At 73.5% G+C, this 22,606-nt stretch carries 25 protein-coding genes; 15 read left to right on the plus strand and 10 right to left on the minus strand.

Annotated elements, in window-relative coordinates:
- The first annotated feature begins 142 nt into the window (after positions 1-142).
- On the plus strand, positions 143-1,093 hold the full coding sequence (locus tag ACA514_RS12855; protein ID WP_375041304.1) for an iron-containing redox enzyme family protein: 951 nt from the start codon (positions 143-145) through the stop codon (positions 1,091-1,093).
- A gap of 21 nt (positions 1,094-1,114) precedes the next feature.
- Here the strand turns inward: ACA514_RS12855 and ACA514_RS12860 are convergent, their stop codons facing one another.
- Both ACA514_RS12860 and ACA514_RS12865 read right to left on the minus strand, forming a co-directional pair.
- The gene (locus ACA514_RS12860; protein ID WP_375041305.1) at positions 1,115-1,420 is read right to left on the minus strand and encodes a CDGSH iron-sulfur domain-containing protein; all 306 of its coding nucleotides are present in this window, start codon (positions 1,418-1,420) and stop codon (positions 1,115-1,117) included.
- A 37-nt stretch (positions 1,421-1,457) separates the two neighbouring features.
- Positions 1,458-2,147 (minus strand): HemK2/MTQ2 family protein methyltransferase, encoded by a 690-nt coding sequence (locus tag ACA514_RS12865; protein ID WP_375041306.1) that lies wholly within the window; start codon positions 2,145-2,147, stop codon positions 1,458-1,460.
- A 291-nt stretch (positions 2,148-2,438) separates the two neighbouring features.
- Here ACA514_RS12865 and ACA514_RS12870 point away from each other — a divergent pair, with 291 nt between their 5' ends.
- From ACA514_RS12870 to ACA514_RS12890, 5 genes are all read left to right on the plus strand, one after another.
- On the plus strand, positions 2,439-3,644 hold the full coding sequence (locus ACA514_RS12870; RefSeq protein ID WP_375041307.1) for a hypothetical protein: 1,206 nt from the start codon (positions 2,439-2,441) through the stop codon (positions 3,642-3,644).
- Between the two features lie 23 nt (positions 3,645-3,667).
- The gene (locus tag ACA514_RS12875; RefSeq protein WP_375041308.1) at positions 3,668-4,240 is read left to right on the plus strand and encodes a hemerythrin domain-containing protein; all 573 of its coding nucleotides are present in this window, start codon (positions 3,668-3,670) and stop codon (positions 4,238-4,240) included.
- Positions 4,241-4,319: 79 nt separating this feature from the next.
- Positions 4,320-4,775 carry a hypothetical protein gene (locus ACA514_RS12880; protein ID WP_375041309.1) on the plus strand — a complete coding sequence of 152 codons (456 nt, stop codon included), beginning with the start codon at positions 4,320-4,322 and terminating at the stop codon, positions 4,773-4,775.
- Positions 4,772-5,947, plus strand: coding sequence for a zinc-dependent alcohol dehydrogenase (locus ACA514_RS12885; protein ID WP_375041310.1), 1,176 nt, complete (start codon positions 4,772-4,774; stop codon positions 5,945-5,947). The genes ACA514_RS12880 and ACA514_RS12885 overlap by 4 nt, the downstream gene beginning before the upstream one ends.
- A gap of 26 nt (positions 5,948-5,973) precedes the next feature.
- Entirely contained in the window at positions 5,974-6,549 is a 576-nt protein-coding gene (locus ACA514_RS12890) for a hemerythrin domain-containing protein (protein ID WP_375041311.1), read from the plus strand.
- Positions 6,550-6,588: 39 nt separating this feature from the next.
- Here ACA514_RS12890 and ctaD read toward each other — a convergent pair whose 3' ends face one another.
- Positions 6,589-8,295 carry a cytochrome c oxidase subunit I gene (gene ctaD, locus ACA514_RS12895; protein ID WP_375041312.1) on the minus strand — a complete coding sequence of 569 codons (1,707 nt, stop codon included), beginning with the start codon at positions 8,293-8,295 and terminating at the stop codon, positions 6,589-6,591.
- 220 nt (positions 8,296-8,515) lie between these two features.
- Here ctaD and ACA514_RS12900 point away from each other — a divergent pair, with 220 nt between their 5' ends.
- Both ACA514_RS12900 and ACA514_RS12905 read left to right on the plus strand, forming a co-directional pair.
- Entirely contained in the window at positions 8,516-9,376 is an 861-nt protein-coding gene (locus tag ACA514_RS12900; RefSeq protein ID WP_375041313.1) for an LLM class F420-dependent oxidoreductase, read from the plus strand.
- Between the two features lie 81 nt (positions 9,377-9,457).
- A complete protein-coding gene (locus ACA514_RS12905; protein WP_375041314.1) occupies positions 9,458-10,549 on the plus strand; it encodes an NAD(P)/FAD-dependent oxidoreductase in 1,092 nt (363 codons plus the stop codon).
- A gap of 31 nt (positions 10,550-10,580) precedes the next feature.
- On the opposite strand, the gene ACA514_RS12910 is transcribed toward ACA514_RS12905, so the two are convergent.
- Genes ACA514_RS12910 through pdhA form a run of 3 tightly spaced genes read right to left on the minus strand, consistent with a single transcriptional unit; the run spans position 10,581 to position 14,066 of the window.
- Positions 10,581-11,906 (minus strand): dihydrolipoamide acetyltransferase family protein, encoded by a 1,326-nt coding sequence (locus ACA514_RS12910; RefSeq protein ID WP_375041315.1) that lies wholly within the window; start codon positions 11,904-11,906, stop codon positions 10,581-10,583.
- On the minus strand, positions 11,903-12,931 hold the full coding sequence (locus ACA514_RS12915; RefSeq protein WP_375041497.1) for an alpha-ketoacid dehydrogenase subunit beta: 1,029 nt from the start codon (positions 12,929-12,931) through the stop codon (positions 11,903-11,905). The genes ACA514_RS12910 and ACA514_RS12915 overlap by 4 nt, the downstream gene beginning before the upstream one ends.
- Before the next feature lie 10 nt (positions 12,932-12,941).
- Positions 12,942-14,066, minus strand: a complete 1,125-nt coding sequence (gene pdhA, locus ACA514_RS12920) for a pyruvate dehydrogenase (acetyl-transferring) E1 component subunit alpha (RefSeq protein ID WP_375041316.1) — start codon at positions 14,064-14,066, stop codon at positions 12,942-12,944.
- Positions 14,067-14,186: 120 nt separating this feature from the next.
- Between pdhA and ACA514_RS12925 the strand changes: the two genes are divergently transcribed.
- Entirely contained in the window at positions 14,187-14,696 is a 510-nt protein-coding gene (locus ACA514_RS12925) for an Lrp/AsnC family transcriptional regulator (protein ID WP_375041317.1), read from the plus strand.
- 105 nt (positions 14,697-14,801) lie between these two features.
- Here ACA514_RS12925 and ACA514_RS12930 read toward each other — a convergent pair whose 3' ends face one another.
- Positions 14,802-15,107 (minus strand): EthD family reductase, encoded by a 306-nt coding sequence (locus tag ACA514_RS12930; RefSeq protein ID WP_375041318.1) that lies wholly within the window; start codon positions 15,105-15,107, stop codon positions 14,802-14,804.
- 193 nt (positions 15,108-15,300) lie between these two features.
- On the opposite strand from ACA514_RS12930, the gene paaA reads away from it, so the two are divergent.
- Genes paaA through paaE form a run of 5 tightly spaced genes read left to right on the plus strand, consistent with a single transcriptional unit; the run spans position 15,301 to position 19,092 of the window.
- Positions 15,301-16,272, plus strand: a complete 972-nt coding sequence (gene paaA, locus ACA514_RS12935; protein WP_375041319.1) for a 1,2-phenylacetyl-CoA epoxidase subunit PaaA — start codon at positions 15,301-15,303, stop codon at positions 16,270-16,272.
- Positions 16,269-16,562 (plus strand): 1,2-phenylacetyl-CoA epoxidase subunit PaaB, encoded by a 294-nt coding sequence (gene paaB, locus ACA514_RS12940; RefSeq protein ID WP_344260440.1) that lies wholly within the window; start codon positions 16,269-16,271, stop codon positions 16,560-16,562. The genes paaA and paaB overlap by 4 nt, the downstream gene beginning before the upstream one ends.
- Positions 16,563-16,575: 13 nt before the next feature.
- Positions 16,576-17,493 (plus strand): 1,2-phenylacetyl-CoA epoxidase subunit PaaC, encoded by a 918-nt coding sequence (gene paaC / locus ACA514_RS12945; RefSeq protein WP_375041320.1) that lies wholly within the window; start codon positions 16,576-16,578, stop codon positions 17,491-17,493.
- A complete protein-coding gene (gene paaD / locus ACA514_RS12950; protein ID WP_375041321.1) occupies positions 17,490-18,002 on the plus strand; it encodes a 1,2-phenylacetyl-CoA epoxidase subunit PaaD in 513 nt (170 codons plus the stop codon). The genes paaC and paaD overlap by 4 nt, the downstream gene beginning before the upstream one ends.
- Before the next feature lies 1 nt (position 18,003).
- A complete protein-coding gene (gene paaE / locus ACA514_RS12955; RefSeq protein WP_375041322.1) occupies positions 18,004-19,092 on the plus strand; it encodes a 1,2-phenylacetyl-CoA epoxidase subunit PaaE in 1,089 nt (362 codons plus the stop codon).
- On the opposite strand, the gene ACA514_RS12960 is transcribed toward paaE, so the two are convergent.
- On the minus strand, positions 19,080-19,724 hold the full coding sequence (locus tag ACA514_RS12960; RefSeq protein WP_375041323.1) for a TetR/AcrR family transcriptional regulator: 645 nt from the start codon (positions 19,722-19,724) through the stop codon (positions 19,080-19,082). The two genes, paaE and ACA514_RS12960, sit on opposite strands and share 13 nt — an antisense overlap.
- Positions 19,725-19,805: 81 nt before the next feature.
- On the opposite strand from ACA514_RS12960, the gene ACA514_RS12965 reads away from it, so the two are divergent.
- Entirely contained in the window at positions 19,806-20,408 is a 603-nt protein-coding gene (locus ACA514_RS12965) for a DUF6518 family protein (RefSeq protein WP_375041324.1), read from the plus strand.
- On the opposite strand, the gene ACA514_RS12970 is transcribed toward ACA514_RS12965, so the two are convergent.
- The gene (locus ACA514_RS12970) at positions 20,350-21,966 is read right to left on the minus strand and encodes an MFS transporter (RefSeq protein ID WP_375041325.1); all 1,617 of its coding nucleotides are present in this window, start codon (positions 21,964-21,966) and stop codon (positions 20,350-20,352) included. The two genes, ACA514_RS12965 and ACA514_RS12970, sit on opposite strands and share 59 nt — an antisense overlap.
- Before the next feature lie 78 nt (positions 21,967-22,044).
- Complete coding sequence (locus ACA514_RS12975) at positions 22,045-22,599, minus strand: TetR/AcrR family transcriptional regulator (RefSeq protein ID WP_375041326.1); 555 nt, start codon at positions 22,597-22,599, stop codon at positions 22,045-22,047.
- Positions 22,600-22,606: the final 7 nt, after the last annotated feature.

Consider the following 22,606-nt stretch of genomic DNA (forward strand, 5'->3'; position numbering starts at 1 on the left):
GGCCGCGCCCGGCCGGGCGCTTGGACGGCGATCCGCCGGGTACGACAAATGCCCTGAAAGCCTGGTTAAAGGGGGCATTGTGACTCTGGTGGGAAGCGTTGTTCGCGAGACGGTGCCGCCGCTCCCGGCGCCCCGTGGAGCGTTGTCGGAAGCGGTGACGGCGGCGCTGCCGCGTCCGCCCGGAAGCGGCGTCCGCGTGGCGCCGGACGCCGTGTCCGGCGCCGATCCGTTCGGGGAGGACCTGCAACTCGCGCTGTACTCCTGCTACGAGCTGCACTACCGCGGGTTCGAGGGCGTCGACGCCGGATGGGAGTGGGACTCGGACCTGCTGCGCCTTCGCGGCGAGATGGAGCGCGCCTTCCTGCACGCGCTCCGAGCCGGGACCGCCGAAGGCGACGATGTGACCGGCGTCCTGGACGAACTGCTGGTGGAGCCCGTCGACGGGCAGGGCGTGTCCCACTACCTGCGCGACCGCGGCGAGTGGTGGCAGATGCGCGAGTACCTGGCGCACCGTTCGATCTACCACCTCAAGGAGGCCGATCCGCACGCCTGGGTCATCCCGCGCCTGCGCGGCCACGCCAAGGCGGCCCTGGTCGCGGTGGAGTTCGACGAGTTCGGCGGCGGACGCGGCGACCGCGTCCACGCCCGGCTCTTCGCGGACCTGCTGGAAGAGGTCGGCCTCGATCCCTCGTACGGCGCCTACCTGGACCGGGTGCCCGCCGAGATGCTGGCGATCGTGAACATGATGTCGCTGTTCGGGCTGCACCGCGGCCTGCGCGGGGCGATGGTCGGGCATTTCGCCGCCGCCGAGATCACCACCGCGCCGAGCGCCCGGCGGCTGGCCGGCGCCCTGGAACGGCTGGAGGCGGGCCCGGCCGCGCTGCTGTTCTACACCGAGCACATCGAGGCCGACGCCGTGCACGAGCAGGTGCTGCGGCACGAGGTCATCGGCGACCTCCTGCGAGGCGAGCCCGAGCTGGCCGCCGACGTGGTCTTCGGAGTGCGGGCCACCGAGCTGCTGGAGGAGCGGTTCGGAACGTTCGTCCTGGACCGCTGGGAGTCGGGCCGGCCGTCCCTCGACGGCCGTCTCTAGCGCGCGGCCCCTAGGAGGCCCCTAGGAGGCGGCGGCCTCCGGCCCGTCCGGGCGCGGTCTCGGGCCCCGCCCCCCCCCGGCGCGGGGTCGCGCGCCGGCACGCCGCCGGGCGCGGTGGCTCGTGTCGCAGAACGGGTAGCGGTGGCTCCGCCGGCAGGCGCACAGTGCGACCTGGAAGCGATCGCACGTCACCGTGGTGCCGTCGTCCAGGACGACCTCGACCGGGCCCTCGACCAGCATCGGACCGCCGGGCACCATCCGCACCCGCCGCGCCTCCGGCTCCTCGGAGCGGCGGTCGCGCGGCGTGCCGGCGGGATCGGGCGTCATCGGTGGTCACCGGCCTTCCGGGCTCGTCTGCGGTGCCTCACGCGACCTGGGAGACGTCGCCGGGGCGCTCGTCCGCGCCCGCGAGGTCGGCGCGGATCACCACCAGCTCCTCATGGCGCTGCCCGGCCCGCACCAGCCCGCGCGATTCCAGTTCGGCGGCCCGGCCGAGCATCACCGGCCCGAAGGGCTCCTGGCGGCGGGCCACGACCGACGCCCGCATCCCCGCGCGTTCGAGCAGGTCGAAGGTGGCCGCGATCCCGTTGAGCGCGGAGTGCAGCACCAGCAGGGTCCCGCCCGGGGCCAGGTGGCCCGGGGCCTCGGTGCAGATCCGGTTCAGCAGGGCCCGGCCGTCCGGCCCGGCCTCCCACGCGCGGGCCGAACCGCGCGCCGCCGCGGGGTCCGTCCCGCACACGTACGGCGGGTTGGCGATGACCAGGTCGAACCGCTCGCCCGCGACGGGCTTGAACAAATCGCCCCGCACCGCGCGGACCGGCAGTCCCCGCAACCGGGCGTTGAGCCGCGCGGCCAGCACGGCGCGCGCCGACACGTCCACCGCGACGACGCGGGAGGCTCCGGCGCGCGCGGCGGCCATCGCCACGGCGCCCGTCCCCGTGCCGAGCTCCAGGACGCGGGCGCCCGGCGTCTCGGGAAGGCGGCGCAGAACATCGGTCAGCAGTCGGGTGTCCCCCTGGGGCCGGTACACGCCCGGCGGCCTCAACAGCACCATGCTGCTCTCTATGCCGCAGAAGCCCGGCCGAAAACATGCCGGAAGATCGGCTTTGTTGGATAAAGGTCACATGCCCGCTTTGCAGTGGAATGGCGGGTCCTGCTGGCCGGTGCCGCCGCCCGGCCGGCGACCACGGCCACGGCAGGGTGTCTGAACAGCGGATACGCGGGTAGCAGAGGCCGATGAGGGCCAGGGGATGTTTTTGCGGGTCGCCCTCGGGCAGATGCGCCGCCAACGCCGCCCCCGGTAGCCCGCACACCCGCCGGCCACGGATGAGAAAGGTCGTCCCCAATGGCGTTCAACCCGCTCGAACACCGCGGAATCCCGCTGGAGGACCAGCTGCGCAACTGGGCGCAGCTGGACGTCGCGCCCGTCGATCCCGACGAGTCCGATCCCTACACCAAGTGCCGCATCATCGCGATGAACGGCATCGAGGTGGAGGCGATCATGTTCAGCCACCACTTCGCCCGCGTCTGCCCGGACCTGGAGGTCAAGCAGCAGCTGGCCCGGGTCCGCTACATCGAGGCCCAGCAGCAGAAGGTGGTCAACTGGCTGCTGCCCGGCCCCGCCTCGATCCTGGAGACCACGATCAGCTACGAGCAGGTCGCGGTCGACCTGACCGGCTGGGTCGCCCGGCAGGAGCCCGACCCCTACCTCAGGCAGGCCTACGAGTTCGGGCTGCTGGAGGACTTCGACCACCTGTACCGGTACGCCAACCTGTACGAGATGATCGAGCACCGCAAGGCCGAGAAGATCGTCGACCAGCTCACCGAGGTGATGCCGGGCCGTCCCGGCCACCTGCAGCACCGCGACCCGATGGACAACGTCCGCGAGCCCTACGACAAGGCGACCGCGGCGCCGCTGTCCAAGCTGCACGCGCTGACGATCATGTCGGCCGAGCAGCAGACGATGAACTTCTACATGAACGTCGGCCCGATGTACATGGAGCCGATCGCGCGCCAGCTCTACCAGGAGATCGGGCTGGTGGAGGAGGAGCACGTCACCCACTACGAGTCCCTGGTCGACCCGGGCGAGACGTGGTGGGAGCGGCTCGTCAACCACGAGTACAACGAGTGCTACCTGTACTACTCGTTCATGCAGACCGAGTCCGACCCGCGCGTCAAGGGCATCTGGGAACTGCACCTGAACATGGAGCTGGAGCACCTGCGGATCGCCTGCGACCTGATGCGCCGCCACGACGGCCGCGACCCCGAGAGCGTCCTGGCGCCCGCGCTGCCCGAGCCGGTCACCTTCGAGCCGAACAAGCAGCTGGTGCGCGACCTGCTCGGCACCCAGATCGACTTCACCACGCTGGGCACCGGCTACGTCCAGGAGATGCACGAGCGGTTCGAGCGGATGCAGGAGAAGATCAACGCCGAGCCGGGCCCGCAGGAGCGCGTGATCGACGAGCACCGCGCCAAGTTCGGCGACGAGTACCGCCTCGCCACCGAAGGCCCCCACCCCGTCGAGCGGCTGCGCGACAAGCCCGCCCGGTGACGACCCCGAAGGAGACGACGAACGTGAGCGCGACAACGACGCGGGTGGAGTCCACCGGCGATGTCATCGACCTGCTGCGGGCGCAGCACGGGCGGATCCGGGACCTGTTCGACGAGGTGCTCCACTCGGACGGGCGGGAGCGCAAGGAGGCCTTCCAGGCGCTCGTGCGGCTGCTGGCGGTGCACGAGACGGCCGAGGAGGAGATCGTCCACCCGGCCGCGCGGCGGCTGCCCGGCGGCGACGGGATCGTCGACGACCGGCTGGCCGAGGAGCGCGAGGCCAAGGAGCTGCTGTCGGAGCTGGACGGCATGGACACCGATGACCCGCGGTTCCTGAAGTCGATCGACAAGCTCCGCATGGACGTGCTCACCCACGCCAGGGCCGAGGAGCGCTACGAGTTCGACCGGCTCCGCGACCAGTTCAGCCCGGCGCAGCTCAAGGGGTTCGCCGCCGCCGTCCGCGCGGCCGAGGCGACCGCGCCCACCCACCCGCACCCGGGGGTGGAGTCGGCGGCCAAGAACATGCTCGCCGGCCCCATGGTCGCGATGGCGGACCGCATCCGGGACATGATCCGCGACGCCCGGGGCAAGAGCTGACCGGCCCGGCGCCCGGGCCCGGCCGCGCGCCGGCCCCGGGCGCCGCCGCCCCGGGCGCCACGTGTGCTTTGGAGGGAAGATGAAGCGCGCCATCGTGGTGGGGATGGTCACGGCCGGCGCCGTCGCCGGCGCCGTCCGCCGCCTGCGCTCCCGCCCGGCCTCGCGCGGGGTGGAGTCCGGCCGCTGGCTGGCCGTCACCGTCAACCGGCCGCCCGGGGAGTTCGACCGCGGCGGGGTCCCGGACCCGCTGGCCCGGCTCGGCGACCACATCGAGATCCGGACCGCGGCGGCGCCGGGCGGCAAGGGCACCGAGCTGGCCGCGCGGCCGCGCGAGGCGAACGGCACCGGGACCCTGGCGCGGCTGACCGGGCGCGACCCCCGGCAGCAGGTGCGGCAGGCGCTGCGGGAGGCCAAGTCGCTGGCCGAGACCGGCGAGGTCATGCGGCCGGACGCGCCGCCGACCACCCGGCCGACGGTGGGCGGGCGGCTGATGGGCCTGGCCACCCGGCGCGCCGGCGGGGAGGGACGGCTGTGAGGGCACTGTGCTGGGAGGGCGTCGACGAGCTGGCGGTGCGGGACGTCCCCGAACCGGAGATGCGCAACGACCAGGACGTCATCGTCAAGGTCACGGCGAGCACCACGTGCGGCTCCGATCTGCATCTGATCGGCGGCTACATCCCCGCGATGCGGGCCGGTGACGTCATCGGGCACGAGTTCCTCGGCGAGGTCGTCGAGACCGGCCCGGACGTGCGGCGCCACAAGGTCGGCGACCGTGTCGTGGTGTGCTCCTTCGTCGGCTGCGGACGCTGCTGGTACTGCGCCAACGACATGTGGTCGCTGTGCGACAACTCCAACACCAACTCCGGCATCACCCAGGCCATGTGGGGTTACGAGCCGGGCGCGGTGTTCGGCTACTCGCACGCCATGGGCGGCCTGCGCGGCAGTCACGCCGAGTACGTCCGCGTGCCCTTCGCCGACTACGGCGCCTTTCCCGTGCCCGACGGGGTCGACGACGTCAGCGCGCTGTTCGCCTCCGACTCGGCGCCCACCGGATGGATGGGCGCCGATCTGGGCGGTGTGCGGCCCGGCGACGTCGTCGCGGTGTGGGGCTGCGGCGCGGTCGGGCAGATGGCCGCGCGCGCCGCGATGCTGCTGGGCGCCGAGCGCGTCATCTGTATCGACCGCTTCCCCGAGCGGCTCGCCATGACCCGCGAGCACGTCGGCGCCGAGACCATCGACTACACCGCCACCGACGTCGGAGCCGAGCTCCGGGAGCGGACCGGCGGGCGCGGCCCGGACGTGTGCATCGAGGCGGTCGGGATGGAGGCCCACACCACCGGCCCGGAGAACGCCTACGACCGGGTCAAGCAGCGGCTGCGGGCGCAGACCGACCGGCCCGCCGCGGTGCGCGAGGCCGTCTACGCGTGCCGCAAGGGCGGCTCGGTGTTCGTGCTGGGCGTCTTCGGTGGCGCGGTCGACAAGTTCCCGCTCGGCGCGTTGATGAACAAGGGCCTCACCTTGCGCGGCGCCCAGATGCACGGCCAGCGCTACATCCCGATGCTCCTGGACCGCATCGCCGCGGGGGAGCTCGCCACCGGCCATCTGGCCACCCACGAGATGCCCCTCGACGACGCGCCCCGCGCCTACGACCTTTTCAAACACAAGAAGGACGGCTGCGTCCGGGCGGTGATCCGCCCGCAGGGCTGAGCCGTCCGCGGGCAGGAGGAGGAGAGATGGCCGACGTGTTCACGGTGCTGGCCGACGACCACACCGAGGTCAAGCGGATGCTGGACGAGCTGGAGGCGGGCCCCACCATGGCGACCGGCGCCGGCGAGGACGCGCTCGTGGCGCGCCGGAGAAAGGTGCAGAGGCTCATCACCGAGGAGTCCAAGCACGAGGCGGTGGAGGAGGAGTACTTCTGGCCGGCCGTCCGGCGGTTCGTCCGGGGAGGGGACCGGCTGGCCGACCACGCCGTGGCGCAGGAGCAGGCCGCCAAGCAGGTGCTGGACGACCTCATCGCCGTGCACGCCTGGCAGGACAGGTTCGAGGAGCTGCTGGCGGACTTCATCGCCGACGCCCGCGAGCACATCGCCTTCGAGGAGGAGCAGGTGTGGCCGCGCCTGCGCGAGGTCATCACCGCCGAGCGGGCGAAGGAGCTCGGCCGCAAGGTGGAGGCGGGCAAGCGGCTCGCGCCGACCCGCCCGCACCCCAACACCCCGCCCAAGCCCGGCGTGCTGAAGGCGGCGGGGCCGATGGTCGGGATGGCGGACCGGGTGCTCGACAAGGTGACCGGCCGCGACAAGGGCTGAGCCGCTGCGGAGATCGCGACACCCCCGCCTCCCGGGCGGTCACCGGCGGCCGGGAGGCGGAGCCGCCGGAGGAGGCGGGGGCGTCGCGATCTCCGCCTCCTCTGGCGGCTCCAGCGGCGGGTAGCGCAGGTCGAACGCCGGACGCAGGGAGCGGATCCGCGGCATCGAGGTGAAGTTGTGCCGGGGCGGTGGGCAGGACGTGGCCCATTCCAGCGAGCCGCCGTAGCCCCACGGGTCGTCCACGCCGACGGGCTCGCCGCGCCGGTGCGTCCGATAGATGTTCCACAGGAACGCGAACGTCGACGCGCCCAGGATGAAGGAGCCGATCGACGACACGAGGTTCAGCGTCGCGAACTCCTCGGGGTAGTCGGCGATGCGGCGCGGCATGCCCTGCGCGCCCAGCCAGTGCTGGACGAGGAAGGTGGTGTGGAAGCCGACGAACAGCGACCAGAAGTGGATCTTGCCCCAGGTCTCGTTCAGCTTCCTGCCGGTCATCTTCGGCCACCAGAAGTAGAACCCGCCGAACATCGCGAACACCACCGTGCCGAACAGCACGTAGTGCATGTGCCCCACGACGAAGAACGAGTCGGTGAGGTGGAAGTCCATGGCCGGGGACGCCAGGATCACCCCGGTGAGGCCGCCGAACAGGAACGTGACCAGGAAGCCGATCGCCCACAGCATCGGCGTCTCGAGCGAGATCTCGCCCTTCCACAGGGTGCCGACCCAGTTGAAGAACTTGATGCCCGTCGGCACCGCGATCATGAACGAGGTGATCGAGAAGAAGGGCAGCAGGACCTGGCCGGTGGCGAACATGTGGTGCGCCCAGACGGTCATGGACAGGCCGGTGATGCTGATGGTGGCGGCGACCATGCCGAGGTACCCGAACAGCGGCTTGCGCGCGAACACCGGGATGATCTCGGTGACGATGCCGAAGAACGGCAGCGCCACGATGTAGACCTCGGGATGGCCGAAGAACCAGAACAGGTGCTGCCACAGCAGCGCCCCGCCGTTCGCGCCGTCGTAGACGTGGGCGCCGAGCCTGCGGTCGGCCTCCAGCGCGAACAGGGCGGAGGTCAGCACCGGGAACGCGATGATGACCATCAGGCTGGTGAGCAGCACGTTCCAGGTGAAGATCGGCATCCGGAACATCAGCATGCCGGGGGCCCGCATCGTGATGACGGTGGTGATCAGGTTGACCCCGGTCAGCGTCGTCCCGACCCCGGACACGATCAGGCCCATGACCCACAGGTCCTTGCCCTCGCCGGGGGAGAACGTCGCCGACGTCAGGGGCGAGTAGGCGAACCATCCGTAGTCGGCGGCGCCGTTGGGCATGAGGAAGCCGGCCAGCAGCATCAGGGAGCCGAACGCGAACAGGTAGTAGGTCAGCGCGTTGAGCCGCGGGAACGCCACGTCGGGCGCGCCGATCTGCAGCGGCACGATGACGTTGGCGAACCCGAGGAACGTCGGGGTCGCGAACAGCAGCAGCATGATGGTGCCGTGCATGGTGAAGAGCTGGTTGTACTGCAGCTCGTTCATCACCTGCAGGCCGGGCCGCAGCAGCTCCGCCCGCATCAGCATGGCCATCAGCCCGGCGACCAGGAACAGCGCGAACGACGTGGACAGGTACAGGTAGCCGACCGTCTTGTGGTCGGTCGTCGCCACGACCTTGCCGATCCTCGCCCCGAGGCCGTGCCGCGCCAGCGACTCCTCGGCGCTGGTGTCGGCTGCCTCCTCGACCGCCGTCATCGGGCCCCCTCCCGCTCCCCGTGCCTACCCGGGCACTAGCCGGAGAAAGCCCACGTCAAACGCTCGCCCCGCCCTGGTCATCGTCATGCGCCGGGCCGGGGCCGGGGCGGGGAGGGCGGTGCGGCCCGCGGCCGGGCCGGTACAGTCGCGACCAAGATCAGGACATGCCGCGCGAGCCGGGCGGCCCGCCGGGCGCGCGCACGACCGGAGGGAGGACGCCGTGGAGCTTTCCGGTGTCGGCGTATGGAGCCAGCAGTTGCGCTACGGGGACGCCGCCGAGGCGGCGGAGGCCGCCGCGGAACTGGAGGAGCTGGGGTTCCGCGCCCTGTGGATCCCCGACATCGGGGGGCCGGTCTTCGACGCCGTCGGGAATCTCCTCGCGGCGACCCGGAGCACCGTCGTCGCGACCGGCATCCTGAACCTGTGGATGCACGCGCCCGAGGACGCGGCCGCGTCCTTCGCCTCGCTGTCGGCCGCGCACGGCGACCGCTTCCTGATGGGCATCGGGGTGAGCCACGCTCCGCTGGTGGACGCGTCGGAGCCCGGCCGGTACCGCAGGCCGCTCGCGGCGATGGGCGCCTTCCTCGACGGCCTGGACGGGGCGGACCGGCCCGTGCCCCGGGAGAGCCGGGTGCTCGCCGCGCTCGGCCCCAAGATGCTGGAGACGGCGGCGAAGCGCGCGCGGGGCGTCCACCCCTATCTCGTCCCGCCCGAGCACACCCGGCTGGCCCGCGAGGCGGTGGGCGACGGGCCGCTCGTGCTCCCGGAGCAGACGGTGATCCTCTGCTCGACGCGGGACGAGGCGCGGGCGATCGGGACGAACTGGCTGGGCTCCTATCTCGGCCTGCCGAACTACGCGGGCAACCTGCTGCGCCTCGGCTACACGCAGGAGGACGTCGACTCGGTGAGCGACCGGCTGTTCGACGCGGTGATCGCCTGGGGCGACGAGGAGGCGATCAAGCGGCGGGTGGACGAGCACCGCGCCGCCGGCGCCGACCACGTGTGCGTGCAGGTGCTGACCGCCGACCAGAGCGCCTTCCCCCGGGATGAGTGGCGCCGCCTCGCTCCCGCGCTGCGGTAGGCCGGCCGCTCTTGGTGCGGGCCCGGCGGCCTGTCAGGCTGGGGAGCATGCGGATACTCGTCATCGGCGCCGGGATCATCGGTGCCGCTGGCCGACCGGCTCGCCCGCCCGGTGGACGGCGGGCGGGCCGGCCCGGGCGACACGGTGACGGTCGTCGAGGAGCGGTGGCCCGGCGCCGGGACGTCCGGCACCAGCTACGCCTGGCTCAACGCCAACGACCCGGCCGACCCGGTCTACCACCGGTTCCGGACGGCGGCGCTGCGCACCTGGCGGGACCTGGCCGCCGGGTTCGGTGACCCGTCCTGGTACCGGCGGGCGGGCAACGTCGTGTGGGCGACGGCGGACGAGGCGAAGGCCCTGCTGTCCGCCCGGGTCGACGGCCTGGCCGGCCTCGGGTACGCCGCCCGGCTGATCGACGGGGAGAAGCTGCACGCGCTGGAGCCGGCGCTGAGCGCACCGCGCGGCGCGCTCATCGCGCACTTCCCGGACGAGGGCCACGTGCACGGCGGCCCCGCCGCGCAGGCCCTCGCCCTGCGCGCGCAGCAGTCCGGTGCCGACATCGTCACCGGGCACCGCGCCGTGCGGCTCAACCTGCGCGGCGACCGCGTGACCGGCGTGCGGCTGGACGACGGCCGGGACCTGGACGCCGACCTCACGATCTGCGCCGCGGGCCGGCACGCCCCCGCGCTGCTGGCCACCGCCGGGATCACGCTGCCGCTGGTCGACCCGGCCGAGCCCGGCTCGGCCGCGCCGTGCCTGGTCGCCACCACGACCCCGGCGCCGGGCGCCCTCAAGGGCGTCGTCCACGCCCCCGAACTGTCGGCCCGGCCGGCGGAGAACGAGACGCTGGTCCTGGAGTGCGTCGACATCGACGCCGGTGTCGACGAGTCGGTCCCGGCGGAGCGGATCCGGGCGGCCGGCGACGAGCTCCTCGCCCGCGCCCGGACGCTCCTCCCCGCCCTGACCGCGCGGGTCGCGCAGGTGCGGCGGTGCGTCCGCCCGCTGCCCCTCGACGGGTACCCGCTGGTCGGCCCGCAGCGTCCCGGCCTCTACACCGCCGTCACCCACAGCGGCATCACGCTCGGCCCCCACCTGGCCGAGCTGGTCGACCAGGAGATCCACGGCCGTCCCGCCGAGGCGCTCGCGCCCTACCGGCCCGACCGCCACGGCTAGCCGTTCCGTCCCGTGTGGCCGGGGCCGCCCCTCACGTGTGCGCGATCAGGACGGCGGGGTCCTCCACGCAGTCGGCCACGTAGCGCAGGAACCCGCCGGCGGTGCCGCCGTCGCAGACCCGGTGGTCGAAGGTCAGGGACAGCTGGGCGACCTTGCGCGGGACGACGTCGCCGCCGTGCACCCAGGGCCGGTCGATGACGCGTCCGACGCCGAGGAGCGCGGCTTCGGGGTGGTTGATGATGGGGGTGGAGCCGTCGACGCCGAAGACGCCGTAGTTGTTGAGGGTGAAGGTGCCGCCGGTCAGCGATTCGGGCGGCAGCTTCCCGGCCCGCGCCAGCCCGGTGAGCCGGGCGAGTTCCGCTGCGAGCCCCTCGGTCGTCAGCAGTTGCGCGTCCCGGACGACCGGTACCACGAGGCCGCGGTCGGTCTGCGCGGCGAACCCGAGGTTGACGCGCCCGTGCCGGACGATCTCGCCGCGCTCTGTGTCGACCGAGGAGTTCAGCTCGGGGAACCGGCGCAGGCCGGACACGCAGATGCGGGCCAGCAGCGCGAGCAGCCCGATGCCGAGGTCCGGGCGGTTCTCGCGCAGCGCGTCCTTGGTCGCGATGAGGGCGGTGGCGTCGACGTCCACCCACGTCGTGGCGTCGGGGATCTCGCGGCGGCTGCGGGCCAGCTTGTCGGCCACGGCCCGGCGCAGCCCGCGCAGCGGGACGCGCTCGTCCGCCGGCCCGGGCGGCGGCGCGGCGGCCGGTCCGCGGCGGGTCCCGTCGGCGATGGCCTGTTCGACGTCGCGGCGGAGGACGACGCCGCGCGGCCCGGTGGGGGTGACGGCGGCGACGTCGATCCCGTGCTCGGCGGCGATCCTGCGGACGAGCGGCGAGATCACCCGGGGCGCCTGCGCCGGGGGCGCCGGAACCGGGCGCGCCTGCTCCGGGCCGGCCAGGGGCGCGGTGGCCGTCCGGCCGGCGGGCCGGGCGCGGCCGCGCCGCCGCCTGCGCGCGCCCGCCGCGCCGCCGGTGCCGTAGCCGATCAGGACGTTGCCGGAGCCGGCCTGCTCCTCCTCGCGGTAGCGGGCCGCGGCGGGGTCCTCCTCCGCCGTCCCGGCGGGGCCGACCTCGATGAGGGGTTCGCCGACCCCGAGGACCGTCCCTGCTTCGGCGTGCACCTTCAGCACGGTCCCGGCGTAGGGGACGGGGACCTCGACGGCGGCCTTGGCGGTCTCGACCTCTACCACGACCTGGTCGATCCGGACGGTGTCGCCGACCGCGACCTTCCACTCGACGATCTCGGCCTCGGTGAGGCCCTCGCCGAGGTCGGGCAGCCGGAACACCTGCCGGGCGGGAGCGGCCGTCGTCATGACGCCTCCCCGGCCAGGTGCAGGACGTCGGGCTCGTCGCCGAACTGGAGCCGGTCGACGGCGTCGAGGACGCGGTCGACGTCGGGCAGGTGCGAGCGTTCGAGCTTGGGCGGCGGGTAGGGGATGTCGAACCCGCTGACGCGCAGGACCGGGGCGGCCAGCGAGTGGAAGCAGCGTTCCTGCACGCGCGCCGCGATCTCCGCGCCGACCCCGGCGAACCCCTGCGCCTCCTGGATCACCACGCAGCGCCCCGTCTTTCGGACGGACGCCACGACGGTCTCGTCGTCGAACGGGACGATCGTGCGCAGGTCCACGACCTCCAGGTCGAGGCCGTCGGCGGCGGCGGCCTGCGCCGCCTCCAGGGCGACGGGGACGCTCGGCCCGTAGGCGACCAGCGTGGCGTCGGCCCCGCTGCGCCGCACCGCCGCCCGTCCCGTCCCGGCCGCGCGCCGATCGGCGGGGGACACCTCGCCGGACGACCAGTACAACCGCTTGGGTTCCATGAAGACGACCGGGTCGGGGTCGGCGATGGCGTCGCGCAGCAGCCAGTACGCGTCGTCGGGGGTGGCCGGAGTGACCACCTTCAGGCCGGGGGTGTGGGCGTAGTACGCCTCACTGGAGTCGCAGTGGTGCTCGACGCCGCCGATGCCCCCGGCGTAGGGGATGCGGATCACCATCGGCAGCGGCAGCAGCCCGCGGGTGCGGTTGCGCATCTTCGCCACGTGCGAGGCGATCTGCTCGAACGCCGGGTAGGCGAACGCGTCGAACTGCATCTCCACCACCGGGCGGAACCCGCCCATCGCCAGGCCGACGGCCAGCCCCACGATGCCGGCCTCGGCCAGCGGGGTGTCGAAGCAGCGCTCCTCGCCGAACTCGGCGGTCAGCCCGTCGGTGATGCGGAACACGCCGCCGAGCGGGCCGACGTCCTCGCCGAACACCAGGACCCGCTCGTCCTCGCGCAGGGCGTCCCGCAGTGCGGTGTTCAGCGCCTGCGCCATGGTCATTTCCGTCGTGCCGGTCGTCATCGAGGTCATCTCAGTCCTCCGACGCGCTCAGCTCGGCCGCCAGCAGGGCCCGCTGCTCGCGCAGTTGGGGCGTGGGCTCGGCGAAGACGTGCTCGAAGATCTCCAGCGGCGCGGGCTCGGAGTCGGCGTTCATCGCCTCGCGGACCCGGGCGGCGAACTCCTCGGCGGCCTGGTGCGCGACGGTGACCTGCTCGTCGTCCAGCAGGCCGCGGCCCCGCAGGTAGGTCTCCAGGCGCGCGACGGGGTCGGCCGATTCCCACCGCTCGACTTCGCCGCCGTCGCGGTAGCGGGTGGGGTCGTCGGCGTTGGTGTGGGGGTCCATGCGGTAGGTGTGCGCCTCCACCAGCCACGGGCCGTCCCCTGCACGGGCGTGCCGCACGGCGGTGGTCAGCACCGACAGCACCGCGACCAGGTCGTTGCCGTCGACCTGCTCCGAGCGGACGCCGTACCCGATCCCCTTGTAGGCCAGCGCGGGCGCGGCGGTCTGCTTGGCCAGCGGCACCGAGATCGCGTACTGGTTGTTCTGCACCAGGAACACCACGGGCGCCCGGCGGACGGCCGCGTAGTTGAGCGCCTCGTGGAAGTCGCCCTCGCTGGTGCCGCCGTCGCCGATGAAGGCCATCACCACGGCGTCCTCGCCCTTGCGGCGCAGGGCCTCGGCCATCCCCACCGCGTGCAGGGTCTGGGTGGCCAGCGGGGTGCACTGCGGTGCCACGCGGGTGGCGGCCGGGTCGTATCCGCAGTGCCAGCCGCCCTGCAGCAGGGTGAGCACCTCGGCCGGGTCCATGCCGCGGGAGACCAGGGCCATCGAGTCCCGGTAGGTGGGGAACAGCCAGTCGGCCTCGCGGAGGGCGAGCACGCCGCCGATCTGGCAGGCCTCCTGCCCGCGGCTGGAGGGGTACACCGCCAGCCGCCCCTGCTTGGTCAGCGCGGTCGCCTGCCGGTCGAACCGGCGGCCCGCCACCATCCGGCGGTACGCCTCCACGAGCCGCGCGTCCTCCGGCACCGCGTACCCGGCCGGCGGATCGGCGGCCGTGCCGTCCTCGGCGACGAAACGGACCGGCACGGGAGAGGGGAGGAGGTCTTCGGCGGCCTGGCGCCGTTCCCGCCCGGGCGCGGGTTCCCGCATGAGCATGGCGCCCCTCGCTTTCTCTGGACGCTTGATGACCAAAGCGTCCGCCCGGGCGACCATCCGTTCAAGACATCACGCATAATGAGCGACAAATGGCCATCAGGCCGGATCGGAGGTGACCGAATGTCGGACGGAGAGGCCGCCGAGGGCGTCCGGGCCGGACGTTCTGCCGGACCGCTGGACGCGGTGGACCGCGCGATCATCGCCGAGCTGCTGCGCGACGGCCGGATCTCGGTGCGGGCGCTCGCCGAGAACGTGCACATCTCGCGCGCCAGCGCCTACGCCCGCCTCACCCGCCTCACCGACGAGGGCGTGGTCACCGGGTTCACCGCGCAGATCGCCCCGCACCGCGCCGGCCTCGGCACCAGCGCCTACGTCTCGGTCACCATCGAGCAGAACTCCTGGCGCGCGGTCTCGGCCGGGCTGAAGGACATCCGCTACGTCGAGCACTTCGCCATGGTCGGCGGCGACTACGACGTGCTGGTCCTGGTCAGGGCCCCCGACAACACCGCGCTGCGGCACGTCGTGCTGGAGCGCATCCAGGACATCCCGGGCGTCCGCGCCACCCGCACCTGGCTGGTGTTCGGCGAGGCCCGCGGCCGGGGCGCGGAGTGGGAGTCCGGGAACTCCTAGGCAGGGCGGGGGACGCCCAGGCAGGGCGGGGGCGCCTGGACGGGCCCGGGAACGCGACCGCCGCCCCCTCCCTCCGCGACGAAGGGGGCGGCGGCGCGTCGATCGCTACTGCAGGGCTTCCTTCACGTCGCCGGAGAACATCGTGGTGGAGGCGACGTCGTACTTGGCCGCGTCCTCGGCCGCCGCGGCCATCTCCGGGCTGCCCAGTGCCGCGTTGAGCGCGTCGCCGTCCTCGAACCACAGCTCCGCGACCAGGTAGGGCGCCTCGGTCCCCAGCGGCCGGGGGCGGGTGAGGGTGAACGACTTCAGTCCGGGCAGCGCCCGCACCAGCGGGACGTGCGTGCTCTCGTAGCGCTCGTCGAACGCCGCCGGGTCGGTGGGGGAGAAGTACTGGACGGTGAGGCGGTGCATGTGCGCTCCTCCAGGGTGGATGCGGCCGGCCAGGTCCGGGCCACCTCACCGTAGCCCGCGGGCGGGTTCCGCGGAGGACCCGGGCCCGCCGGAGCGATCCGGTCCGCGCCGACCCGTTGCGCCGGGGTGCCCGCCCGTGCGACCGTATTACTGACCGAACGATAAGTAATTGTGCGGCGGGCAAGGAGGGGACATGGCGGCGACCCCCGTGGAACCGGCGGGACGGGAGCGGCTGCAAGCCGGATTCGACGCGACTATCGGGCGCGGCGACCGGATCGAGCCGCGGGACTGGATGCCGGACGACTACCGCCGGACCCTGGTGCGCCAGATCGCCCAGCACGCGCACTCGGAGATCATCGGGATGCAGCCGGAGGGCGACTGGATCGGCCGGGCCCCGTCGCTGCGCCGCAAGGCGATCCTGCTGGCCAAGGTGCAGGACGAGGCCGGGCACGGGCTGTACCTGTACTCGGCGTGCGAGACCCTGGGCGTCTCCCGCGCGGAGCTGACGGAGATGCTGCTGTCCGGGCGGCAGAAGTACTCCTCGATCTTCAACTATCCGACCCTGTCGTACGCCGACGTGGGGACGATCGGGTGGCTGGTGGACGGGGCGGCCATCTGCAACCAGGTGCCGCTGTGCCGGACGTCCTACGGGCCGTACGGGCGGGCGATGATCCGCATCTGCAAGGAGGAGTCGTTCCATCAGCGGCAGGGATTCGAGCTGCTGATGACGATGATGCGCGGCACGGACGCCCAGCGCGCGATGGTGCAGGAGTCGGTCGACCGGTTCTGGTGGCCGTCGCTGATGATGTTCGGGCCGCCGGACGCCGAGTCGCCCAACAGCGCGCGGTCGATGGCGTGGGGCGTCAAGCGCAACTCCAACGACGAGCTGCGGCAGAAGTTCGTCGACATGACGGTCCCGCAGGCCAAGGCGCTCGGCGTGACGCTGCCCGACCCCGCGCTCCGCTGGAACGCCGAGCGCGGGCACCACGACTTCGGCGAACCGGACTGGGACGAGTTCGCCCAGGTGCTGCGCGGAAACGGACCGTGCAATGCGCAGCGCATGGCGCACCGCCGCGCCGCCCACGAGGACGGGGCGTGGGTGCGCGAGGCCGCGACGGCGTTCGCCGACCGGACCGCCGACAACGCGAAGGAGGGCGTCCGATGAGCGAGGACCGGCGGGAATGGCCGCTGTACGAGGTGTTCGTCCGCGGCAAGCGCGGGCTCAACCATGTGCACGTCGGGTCGCTGCACGCCCCCGACGACGTCATGGCGCTGCGGCACGCCCGCGACGTCTACACGCGGCGCAACGAGGGCGTGAGCATCTGGGTCGTGCGGGCCGACGCGATCACCGCGTCCAGCCCCGACGAGAAGGACCCGCTGTTCGCGCCCAGCGGCGACAAGGTCTACCGGCACCCGACGTTCTACGAGATCCCCGAGAACGTCCCCCACATGTGAGGGCGGACCACCCATGAGCGACGACCACGGCAGCATCTTCGACGGCCTGATCGGCGGCGACTCCTCGCAGTGGGCGTTCGGCACCGACTTCGAGGACCCCCTCGCCGGCGTCGACACCACCGTCCCGGACGGCGTCGACCACGCCGACCTGGCCGTGTACTGCCTGATGCTCGGCGACGACGCGCTGATCATGTCGCAGCGGCTGGCGGAGTGGTGCAGCCGCGCGCCGGACCTCGAAGAGGACATCGCGCTGGCGAACATCGCGCTGGACCTGCTCGGGCAGGCGCGCCTGCTGCTGGCCCGCGCCGCCGCCGCCGACCCCGGCGCCGTCCCCGCGCTCCCCGAGGGCTCACCGGTCCCCGCCGAGGACGCGCTCGCGTTCTTCCGCGAGGCCGGCGGGTTCCGCAACGTCCGCCTCGCCGAGGTCCCCAACGGCGACTTCGCGCACGTGGTCGTCCGCCTGCTGCTGTTCTCCGCCGCCCGCCTCGCGCTGCTGGAGCGGCTCCGCGCGAGCACCGACCATGTGCTGGCGGCGGTCGCGGCCAAGGGCGTCAAAGAGATCACCTACCACCGGGACTGGGCGGGCCGCTGGTTCCTCACCCTGGCCCAGGGGACCGAGGAATCCCGCCGGCGGCTCGTCGCCGCGCTGGACGCGCTGTGGCCGCTCCAACCGGAACTGGTCGCCGCGCACCCGGTCGAGGCGTCCCTCGCCGGGGCCGGGGTGGGCGTCGATCCCGGCTCCGCCCGCGACGAGGTGGACGCCGTCCTGGACCAGGTGCTGGCCGTCAGCGGCGTCGACCGCCCCGACCGCGCGCCGCTCGCCGGAGTCGGCGGCCGGACGGGCCGCGACGGCATGCACACCGAGGCGCTCGGCAGGCTGCTCGCCGAGATGCAGGTCGTCGCGCGAGCCCACCCGATGGGGCGCTGGTGAACGCCCGCGAGCGTGCCCGCCGGGTCGCCGAGCAGGTGCGGGACCCGGAGATGCCGATGCTCACCCTCGCCGACCTCGGCGTGCTGCGCGGCGTCGACGTCGAACCCCGGCCGGACGGCGGGGAGGCCGTCGTCGCCTCGATCACCCCGACCTACACCGGCTGCCCGGCGATGGCCACGATGCGCGACGACCTCGTCCACCGGCTGACCGGCGCCGGATTCCCGCGCGTCGAGGTCCGCGTCGTCCTGGACCCGCCGTGGTCCAGCGACTGGATCTCCGAGCGCGGCCGGGCCGCGCTGCGCGCCGCGGGCCTGTCACCGCCCGGTCCGGCCCGGCGGGGGTCCGGGCCCGTGGGGCTCACGCTCGGCCCGACCCGGCCCGCGCCCGCCTGCCCGCGCTGCGGCTCGGCGGCCACCCGCCTGACCTCGGAGTTCGGCGCCACCGCGTGCAAGGCCCTGTACCGCTGCACCGGCTGCCTCGAGCCGTTCGAGCACGTCAAGGAGATCTGAGATGACCACGCTCGCGCCCGGCGCCGCACCCGCCCGGTCGGCGGTGTTCCACGAGCTGACCGTCGCGGCGGTCGATCACCTCTGCGACGACGCCGCCGCGATCACCTTCGACGTCCCCGCCGCGTTGCGCGACGCCTACGCCTTCCGGGCCGGCCAGTCGCTCACGCTGCGCCGCTTCGTGGACGGCCGCGAAGAGCGCCGCTCCTACTCGATCTGCGCGCCCGCCGGCGCGGCGCCGCGCATCGGCGTCCGCGAGATCCCCGGCGGCCTGTTCTCCTCCTGGCTCGTGCACGAGGTCACGCCCGGCACCCGCATCGAGGTGCAGACGCCCACCGGCTCCTGGCAGGCCGACCCGGCGCTCGGCGAACGGCACCTGTGCATCGCCGCAGGATCCGGCATCACCCCGATGCTCTCGGTCGCCTCCACCGTGCTGACCCACCCCGCCGCGCAGGTGACGCTGCTGTACGGCAACCGCACCAGCCGCACCGTGATGTTCACCGAGGAACTCGGCGACCTGAAGAACCGGTACGGGCCCCGCCTCCAGATCGCCCACGTGCTGTCCCGGGAACCCCGCGACGTCGAGCTGTTCTCCGGCCGCCTCGACCACGACCGCCTCACCCGCCTGCTCACCGGCCTCGTCCCGGTCGAGGCCTTCGACCACGTCTGGCTCTGCGGTCCGCTGCAGATGGTGCAGGACGCCCGGCGAGCGCTCACCGGCCTCGGCGTCCCTGCGGACCGCGTGCACGTCGAACTCTTCTATGTCGACGCGCCCCCGCCGCAGCCGCGACGGACCGACGACACCCTCACCGGCGCCACCGCCGAGCTGACCGTCGTCCTCGACGGCCTGCGCACGACGTCCCGGGTGCCCCGCGAGACGACGGTCCTGGAGGGCGCCCAGCGGACCCGCGCGGACCTGCCGTTCGCCTGCAAGGGCGGTGTCTGCGGGACCTGCCGCGCCCTCGTCCGCGACGGCGAGGCCGACATGCGCCGCAACTACGCCCTCGAACCGGCGGAGGTCGACGCCGGGTTCGTCCTCACCTGCCAGTCGTTCCCGGCCACCGGGACCGTCACCGTCGACTACGACGCCTGACTCGCCGGCGGTTCCGGTTCGTGGCGGGCCAGGCCGTCGAAGGCGATGGCGGTGATGGCGCCGGCGACCGTCGCCGTGTCGTACACGCCGTCCGCGCGGTACCACTCGACCAGCGAGTTCACCATGCCGAACAGCAGGCGGCTCACCAGCGCCGGCGGCACGTCGCCGCGCAGGGAGCCCTCGGCGGCGGCGTCGGCGACCAGCTCGGCCAGGCGGTCGTCGAGCCACCGGCGCCGCTCCAGCGCGGCCAGCTCCACCTCGCTGTTGCCCCTGACCCGCAGCAGGAGCGTGACGGACGGCTGGTGCGCGACGAGCACCTCGACGCTGCGCCGCACCACCGCCCGCAGCCGCTGGTAGGCGCTCGTCCCGGCGCCCTTGCGGGAGGCCTCGGCGACGGCGGCGGTGAGCTCGTCGAGGGCGTCGTCCAACGCCCGGCTGAGCAGCTGCTCCTTGCTCGTGACGTGATGGTAGATGGCCGGCTTGGTGAGCCCGAGCTCCTTGGCCAGGTCTCCCATGCTGGTGGCGTCGTACCCCTTGCGGTTGAACAGCTCCACCGCGGCGCGCAGGATCGCCGCCTGGTCGTGTCCCGGACGGCCACGCCGCCGGCGCGGGGTCGGTTCGGCCGTCGTCACGACGGCAGCATCTCACGGACGCCCCGATCATCATTCCGTGCGGTGATGCCCCGGACCCATGGCGCGGCCGACACTGGGGCCATGATGCGACGTGCAGGGGTCCTCCTGGCGGTCGGAGCACTGTCCGGTGTGCTGACCGAACTCGCCATCGTCCACCGTCCCTTCCACCTGCTGGCGGTCTTCGCGGGCGTGTGGGTGGTGGGGGCCAGCTGGATCGGCCGCCGGACGGACTCGCCGAAGGCCGCCGCCGTCCACGCGTCCGCGTTCCTGCTGGGCATGGTCTGCGCCTTCTACCTCACCGTCCTCGCCCTGGAGTCGGAACTGCGCGGGACGCTCTGGGTCTTCTGGCTCGCGATCGCGGTGACCGGCGGGCCGCTGCTCGGCCTGGCGGGGCATCTGACCAGGTCCGCGACCGCGTGGGCGGGCCTCGCGGCGGCGGGCCTGGCCGGGCTGCTCGTCGCCGAGGCGGTCCGGGTGTGGCTCGGCTACAGCACCCCCTACCGGCTCGGCTACGCGCTGTTCAACCTGGCGGGGGCGGTGCTCGTGCTCGGCCGGCTGCGCCGCGGGGCCCGCGGGTCGGCCGCCGCCGCGTTCCTGCCCGCGCTCGCGGCAGGCGTGATCGTCTTCACCGCGATCCCGGTGCTCGTCTACGGCGGCTCCCACCTCCCGTTCCAATACCGCTGACGGCCGGGCCGCGCGCCGGGACCGGCCGCCCGGGCGTGTCGGGGCGGTGGTCCTTCAGCAGGATCCACGCGGCGGCGGCGGTCGCCAGCAGCACCGCCGCGCCGATGCCCGCGGAGCAGCGCAGTCCCGCGGCGAAGGCGTCGCGGGCGGCGGCCAGCAGCGCGTGGCCCTCAGGCCCGCCGAGCGCCGCGGCCGCCTGGGCGGCGCCGCCGATCGAGTCGTGCGCCGCAGCGGCGGCTCCGGCCGGGACGCCGTCCGGGGTCGCGAAGCCCCGGTACACGCCGGTCGTGATCGAGCCGAGCAGCGCGATGCCGAGCGCGGCGCCGAGCTCGTAGGCGGTCTCGGAGACCGCCGACGCGGCTCCGGCCTGCTCCTTCGGCACCATCGAGACGATCATGTCGGACGTCGTGGCGAAGGCGAACCCGGCGCCCGCGCCGGCGAGCAGCAGCGCGCCGAACAGCAGCGGGTAGCCGGTGCCCGCGTGCAGACCGGCCAGCAGCGCCAGCCCCAGCCCCATGCACAGGAGCCCGCCGGCGACGACGGTGCGCAGCGACGTGCGCCGAACCGCCATCGCGGCGAGCAGCCCGGTGACGATGGACCCCACGGTGGCGGGCAGCTCGGCCAGTCCGGCCTGCAGCGGCGAGCGGCCCTGGACCAGTTGGAAGAACTGCGAGAGGAAGAACACCAGCCCGGCCAGCCCGAGTACGGCGAGCAGGTCGGCGGCCACGGCCGTGCTGAAGCCGCGGTGCCGGAACAGCCGGACGTCGATCAGCGGCGAGTCCAGGGTCCGCTGCCTGCGGACGAACCAGGCCAGCGCGGCGGCGCCCGCGACGGCGGCCACGGCGACCCGCGCCGACCAGCCGTGCGCGGCGGCCTCCTTGATCGCGTAGACCGTCCCGATCATGCCGACGAGGGACAGCGCGGCGCTCGGCAGGTCCCACGGCCCCGGCGAGGGGTCCTTCGACTCGGGCAGCAGCCGCATGCCGGCCACGACCAGCACCGCCATCACCGGCAGGTTGATGAGGAAGACCGACCCCCACCAGAAGTGCTCCAGCAGGATCCCGCCGGCCAGCGGTCCGACGGCGGCGCCGGCCGAGACGCTGGAGGCCCAGATCCCGATGGCCATGGAACGTTCCCGCGAGTCGGTGAAGATGTTGCGGATCAGCGCCAGCGTCGACGGCATCAGCGTCGCGCCCGCCACGCCCATCAGGGCCCGTGCCGCGATGAGCAGCTCGGGACTGGTGGCGTAGGCGTTGAGCACGGAGGTGGCGCCGAACGCGGCGGCGCCGGCGAGCAGCAGGCGCTTGCGGCCGATGCGGTCGCCGAGGCCGCCCATGGACACCAGCAGCCCGGCCAGGACGAACGAGTAGACGTCGCCGATCCACAGCAGCTGGGCGCCGGACGGCCCGAGGTCCGCGCTGATGAAGGGGGTGGCCAGCCCGAGCACGGTCGCGTCGACGGCTACCAGCAGCACGGCGAGGACGAGGACGCCGAGCGAGACCCAGCGGCCTGGGTCGCGGTCGTTGCGCACGAGAACGGGCGGCGTCGCGGTGGTCATGCTCCCACGTGTCCTAACGGGTGTTGCGAAGGGTGTTGTCCGGTGCGGCGCTTGAGGCCGCGTAACGCGATGGGGTGGTCAGGGCCGCGGGGCCCGGCGCTCGACGCCGCCCAGCAGCAGCCCGGAGATCATCGCGGTGTAGTCGCGAGGCGCGGTCCTGCCGGTCTGGATGGTCCAGGCGGCGGAGGCGATCAGCCCGTACAGCGCCTCGGTGAGCCAGGCGGGGGACAGGTCGATGCGGAACTCCCCGGACTCCTGGCCGCGCCGGAACAGCGCCGTGACGCGGCCGTCGACCCGCTCCCAGCCCTCGTTGACCTCGCCGCCCTCGAACAGCTGGTTCTCGGTCGCGAGGAAGGCGAGGAACGCCGCGACGGGGCGGGAGGCCTCGACCAGCCGCACGAGCGCGCCGGTCGCGGTGCCCTCGTCGAGCCGGGCCTCGTCCACCACCGCCTCGAGCCGGCGCAGCCCCAGCTCCTCGAGCGCGCGGACGAGCCCGTCCCGCCCGGCGAAGTGCCGGTGCAGGGTCGCGCGGCTGATCCCGGCGGCCTGGGCGATCTCGTCCTGGGTGGCGGTCGCCTTGCGCGACAGCAGCTCCGCCGCGTCGGCCAGGACGCGGTCACGATCGAACGACATGACACCA

Source organism: Actinomadura sp. NTSP31 (assembly GCF_041951385.1).
GTDB classification, from domain to species: Bacteria; Actinomycetota; Actinomycetes; order Streptosporangiales; family Streptosporangiaceae; genus Spirillospora; species Spirillospora napierensis.

Coding starts and splice junctions, on each gene's coding strand:
- ACA514_RS12860 (WP_375041305.1), bottom strand. CDS start 1,420: ATGACGCCCGATCCCGCCGGCACGCCGCGCGACCGCCGCTCCGAGGAG.
- ACA514_RS12865 (WP_375041306.1), bottom strand. CDS start 2,147: ATGGTGCTGTTGAGGCCGCCGGGCGTGTACCGGCCCCAGGGGGACACC.
- ACA514_RS12870 (WP_375041307.1), top strand. CDS start 2,439: ATGGCGTTCAACCCGCTCGAACACCGCGGAATCCCGCTGGAGGACCAG.
- ACA514_RS12880 (WP_375041309.1), top strand. CDS start 4,320: ATGAAGCGCGCCATCGTGGTGGGGATGGTCACGGCCGGCGCCGTCGCC.
- ACA514_RS12890 (WP_375041311.1), top strand. CDS start 5,974: ATGGCCGACGTGTTCACGGTGCTGGCCGACGACCACACCGAGGTCAAG.
- ctaD (WP_375041312.1), bottom strand. CDS start 8,295: ATGACGGCGGTCGAGGAGGCAGCCGACACCAGCGCCGAGGAGTCGCTG.
- ACA514_RS12910 (WP_375041315.1), bottom strand. CDS start 11,906: ATGACGACGGCCGCTCCCGCCCGGCAGGTGTTCCGGCTGCCCGACCTC.
- ACA514_RS12915 (WP_375041497.1), bottom strand. CDS start 12,931: ATGACGACCGGCACGACGGAAATGACCATGGCGCAGGCGCTGAACACC.
- pdhA (WP_375041316.1), bottom strand. CDS start 14,066: ATGCTCATGCGGGAACCCGCGCCCGGGCGGGAACGGCGCCAGGCCGCC.
- ACA514_RS12925 (WP_375041317.1), top strand. CDS start 14,187: ATGTCGGACGGAGAGGCCGCCGAGGGCGTCCGGGCCGGACGTTCTGCC.
- ACA514_RS12930 (WP_375041318.1), bottom strand. CDS start 15,107: ATGCACCGCCTCACCGTCCAGTACTTCTCCCCCACCGACCCGGCGGCG.
- paaA (WP_375041319.1), top strand. CDS start 15,301: ATGGCGGCGACCCCCGTGGAACCGGCGGGACGGGAGCGGCTGCAAGCC.
- paaB (WP_344260440.1), top strand. CDS start 16,269: ATGAGCGAGGACCGGCGGGAATGGCCGCTGTACGAGGTGTTCGTCCGC.
- paaC (WP_375041320.1), top strand. CDS start 16,576: ATGAGCGACGACCACGGCAGCATCTTCGACGGCCTGATCGGCGGCGAC.
- paaE (WP_375041322.1), top strand. CDS start 18,004: ATGACCACGCTCGCGCCCGGCGCCGCACCCGCCCGGTCGGCGGTGTTC.
- ACA514_RS12965 (WP_375041324.1), top strand. CDS start 19,806: ATGATGCGACGTGCAGGGGTCCTCCTGGCGGTCGGAGCACTGTCCGGT.
- ACA514_RS12970 (WP_375041325.1), bottom strand. CDS start 21,966: ATGACCACCGCGACGCCGCCCGTTCTCGTGCGCAACGACCGCGACCCA.
- ACA514_RS12975 (WP_375041326.1), bottom strand. CDS start 22,599: ATGTCGTTCGATCGTGACCGCGTCCTGGCCGACGCGGCGGAGCTGCTG.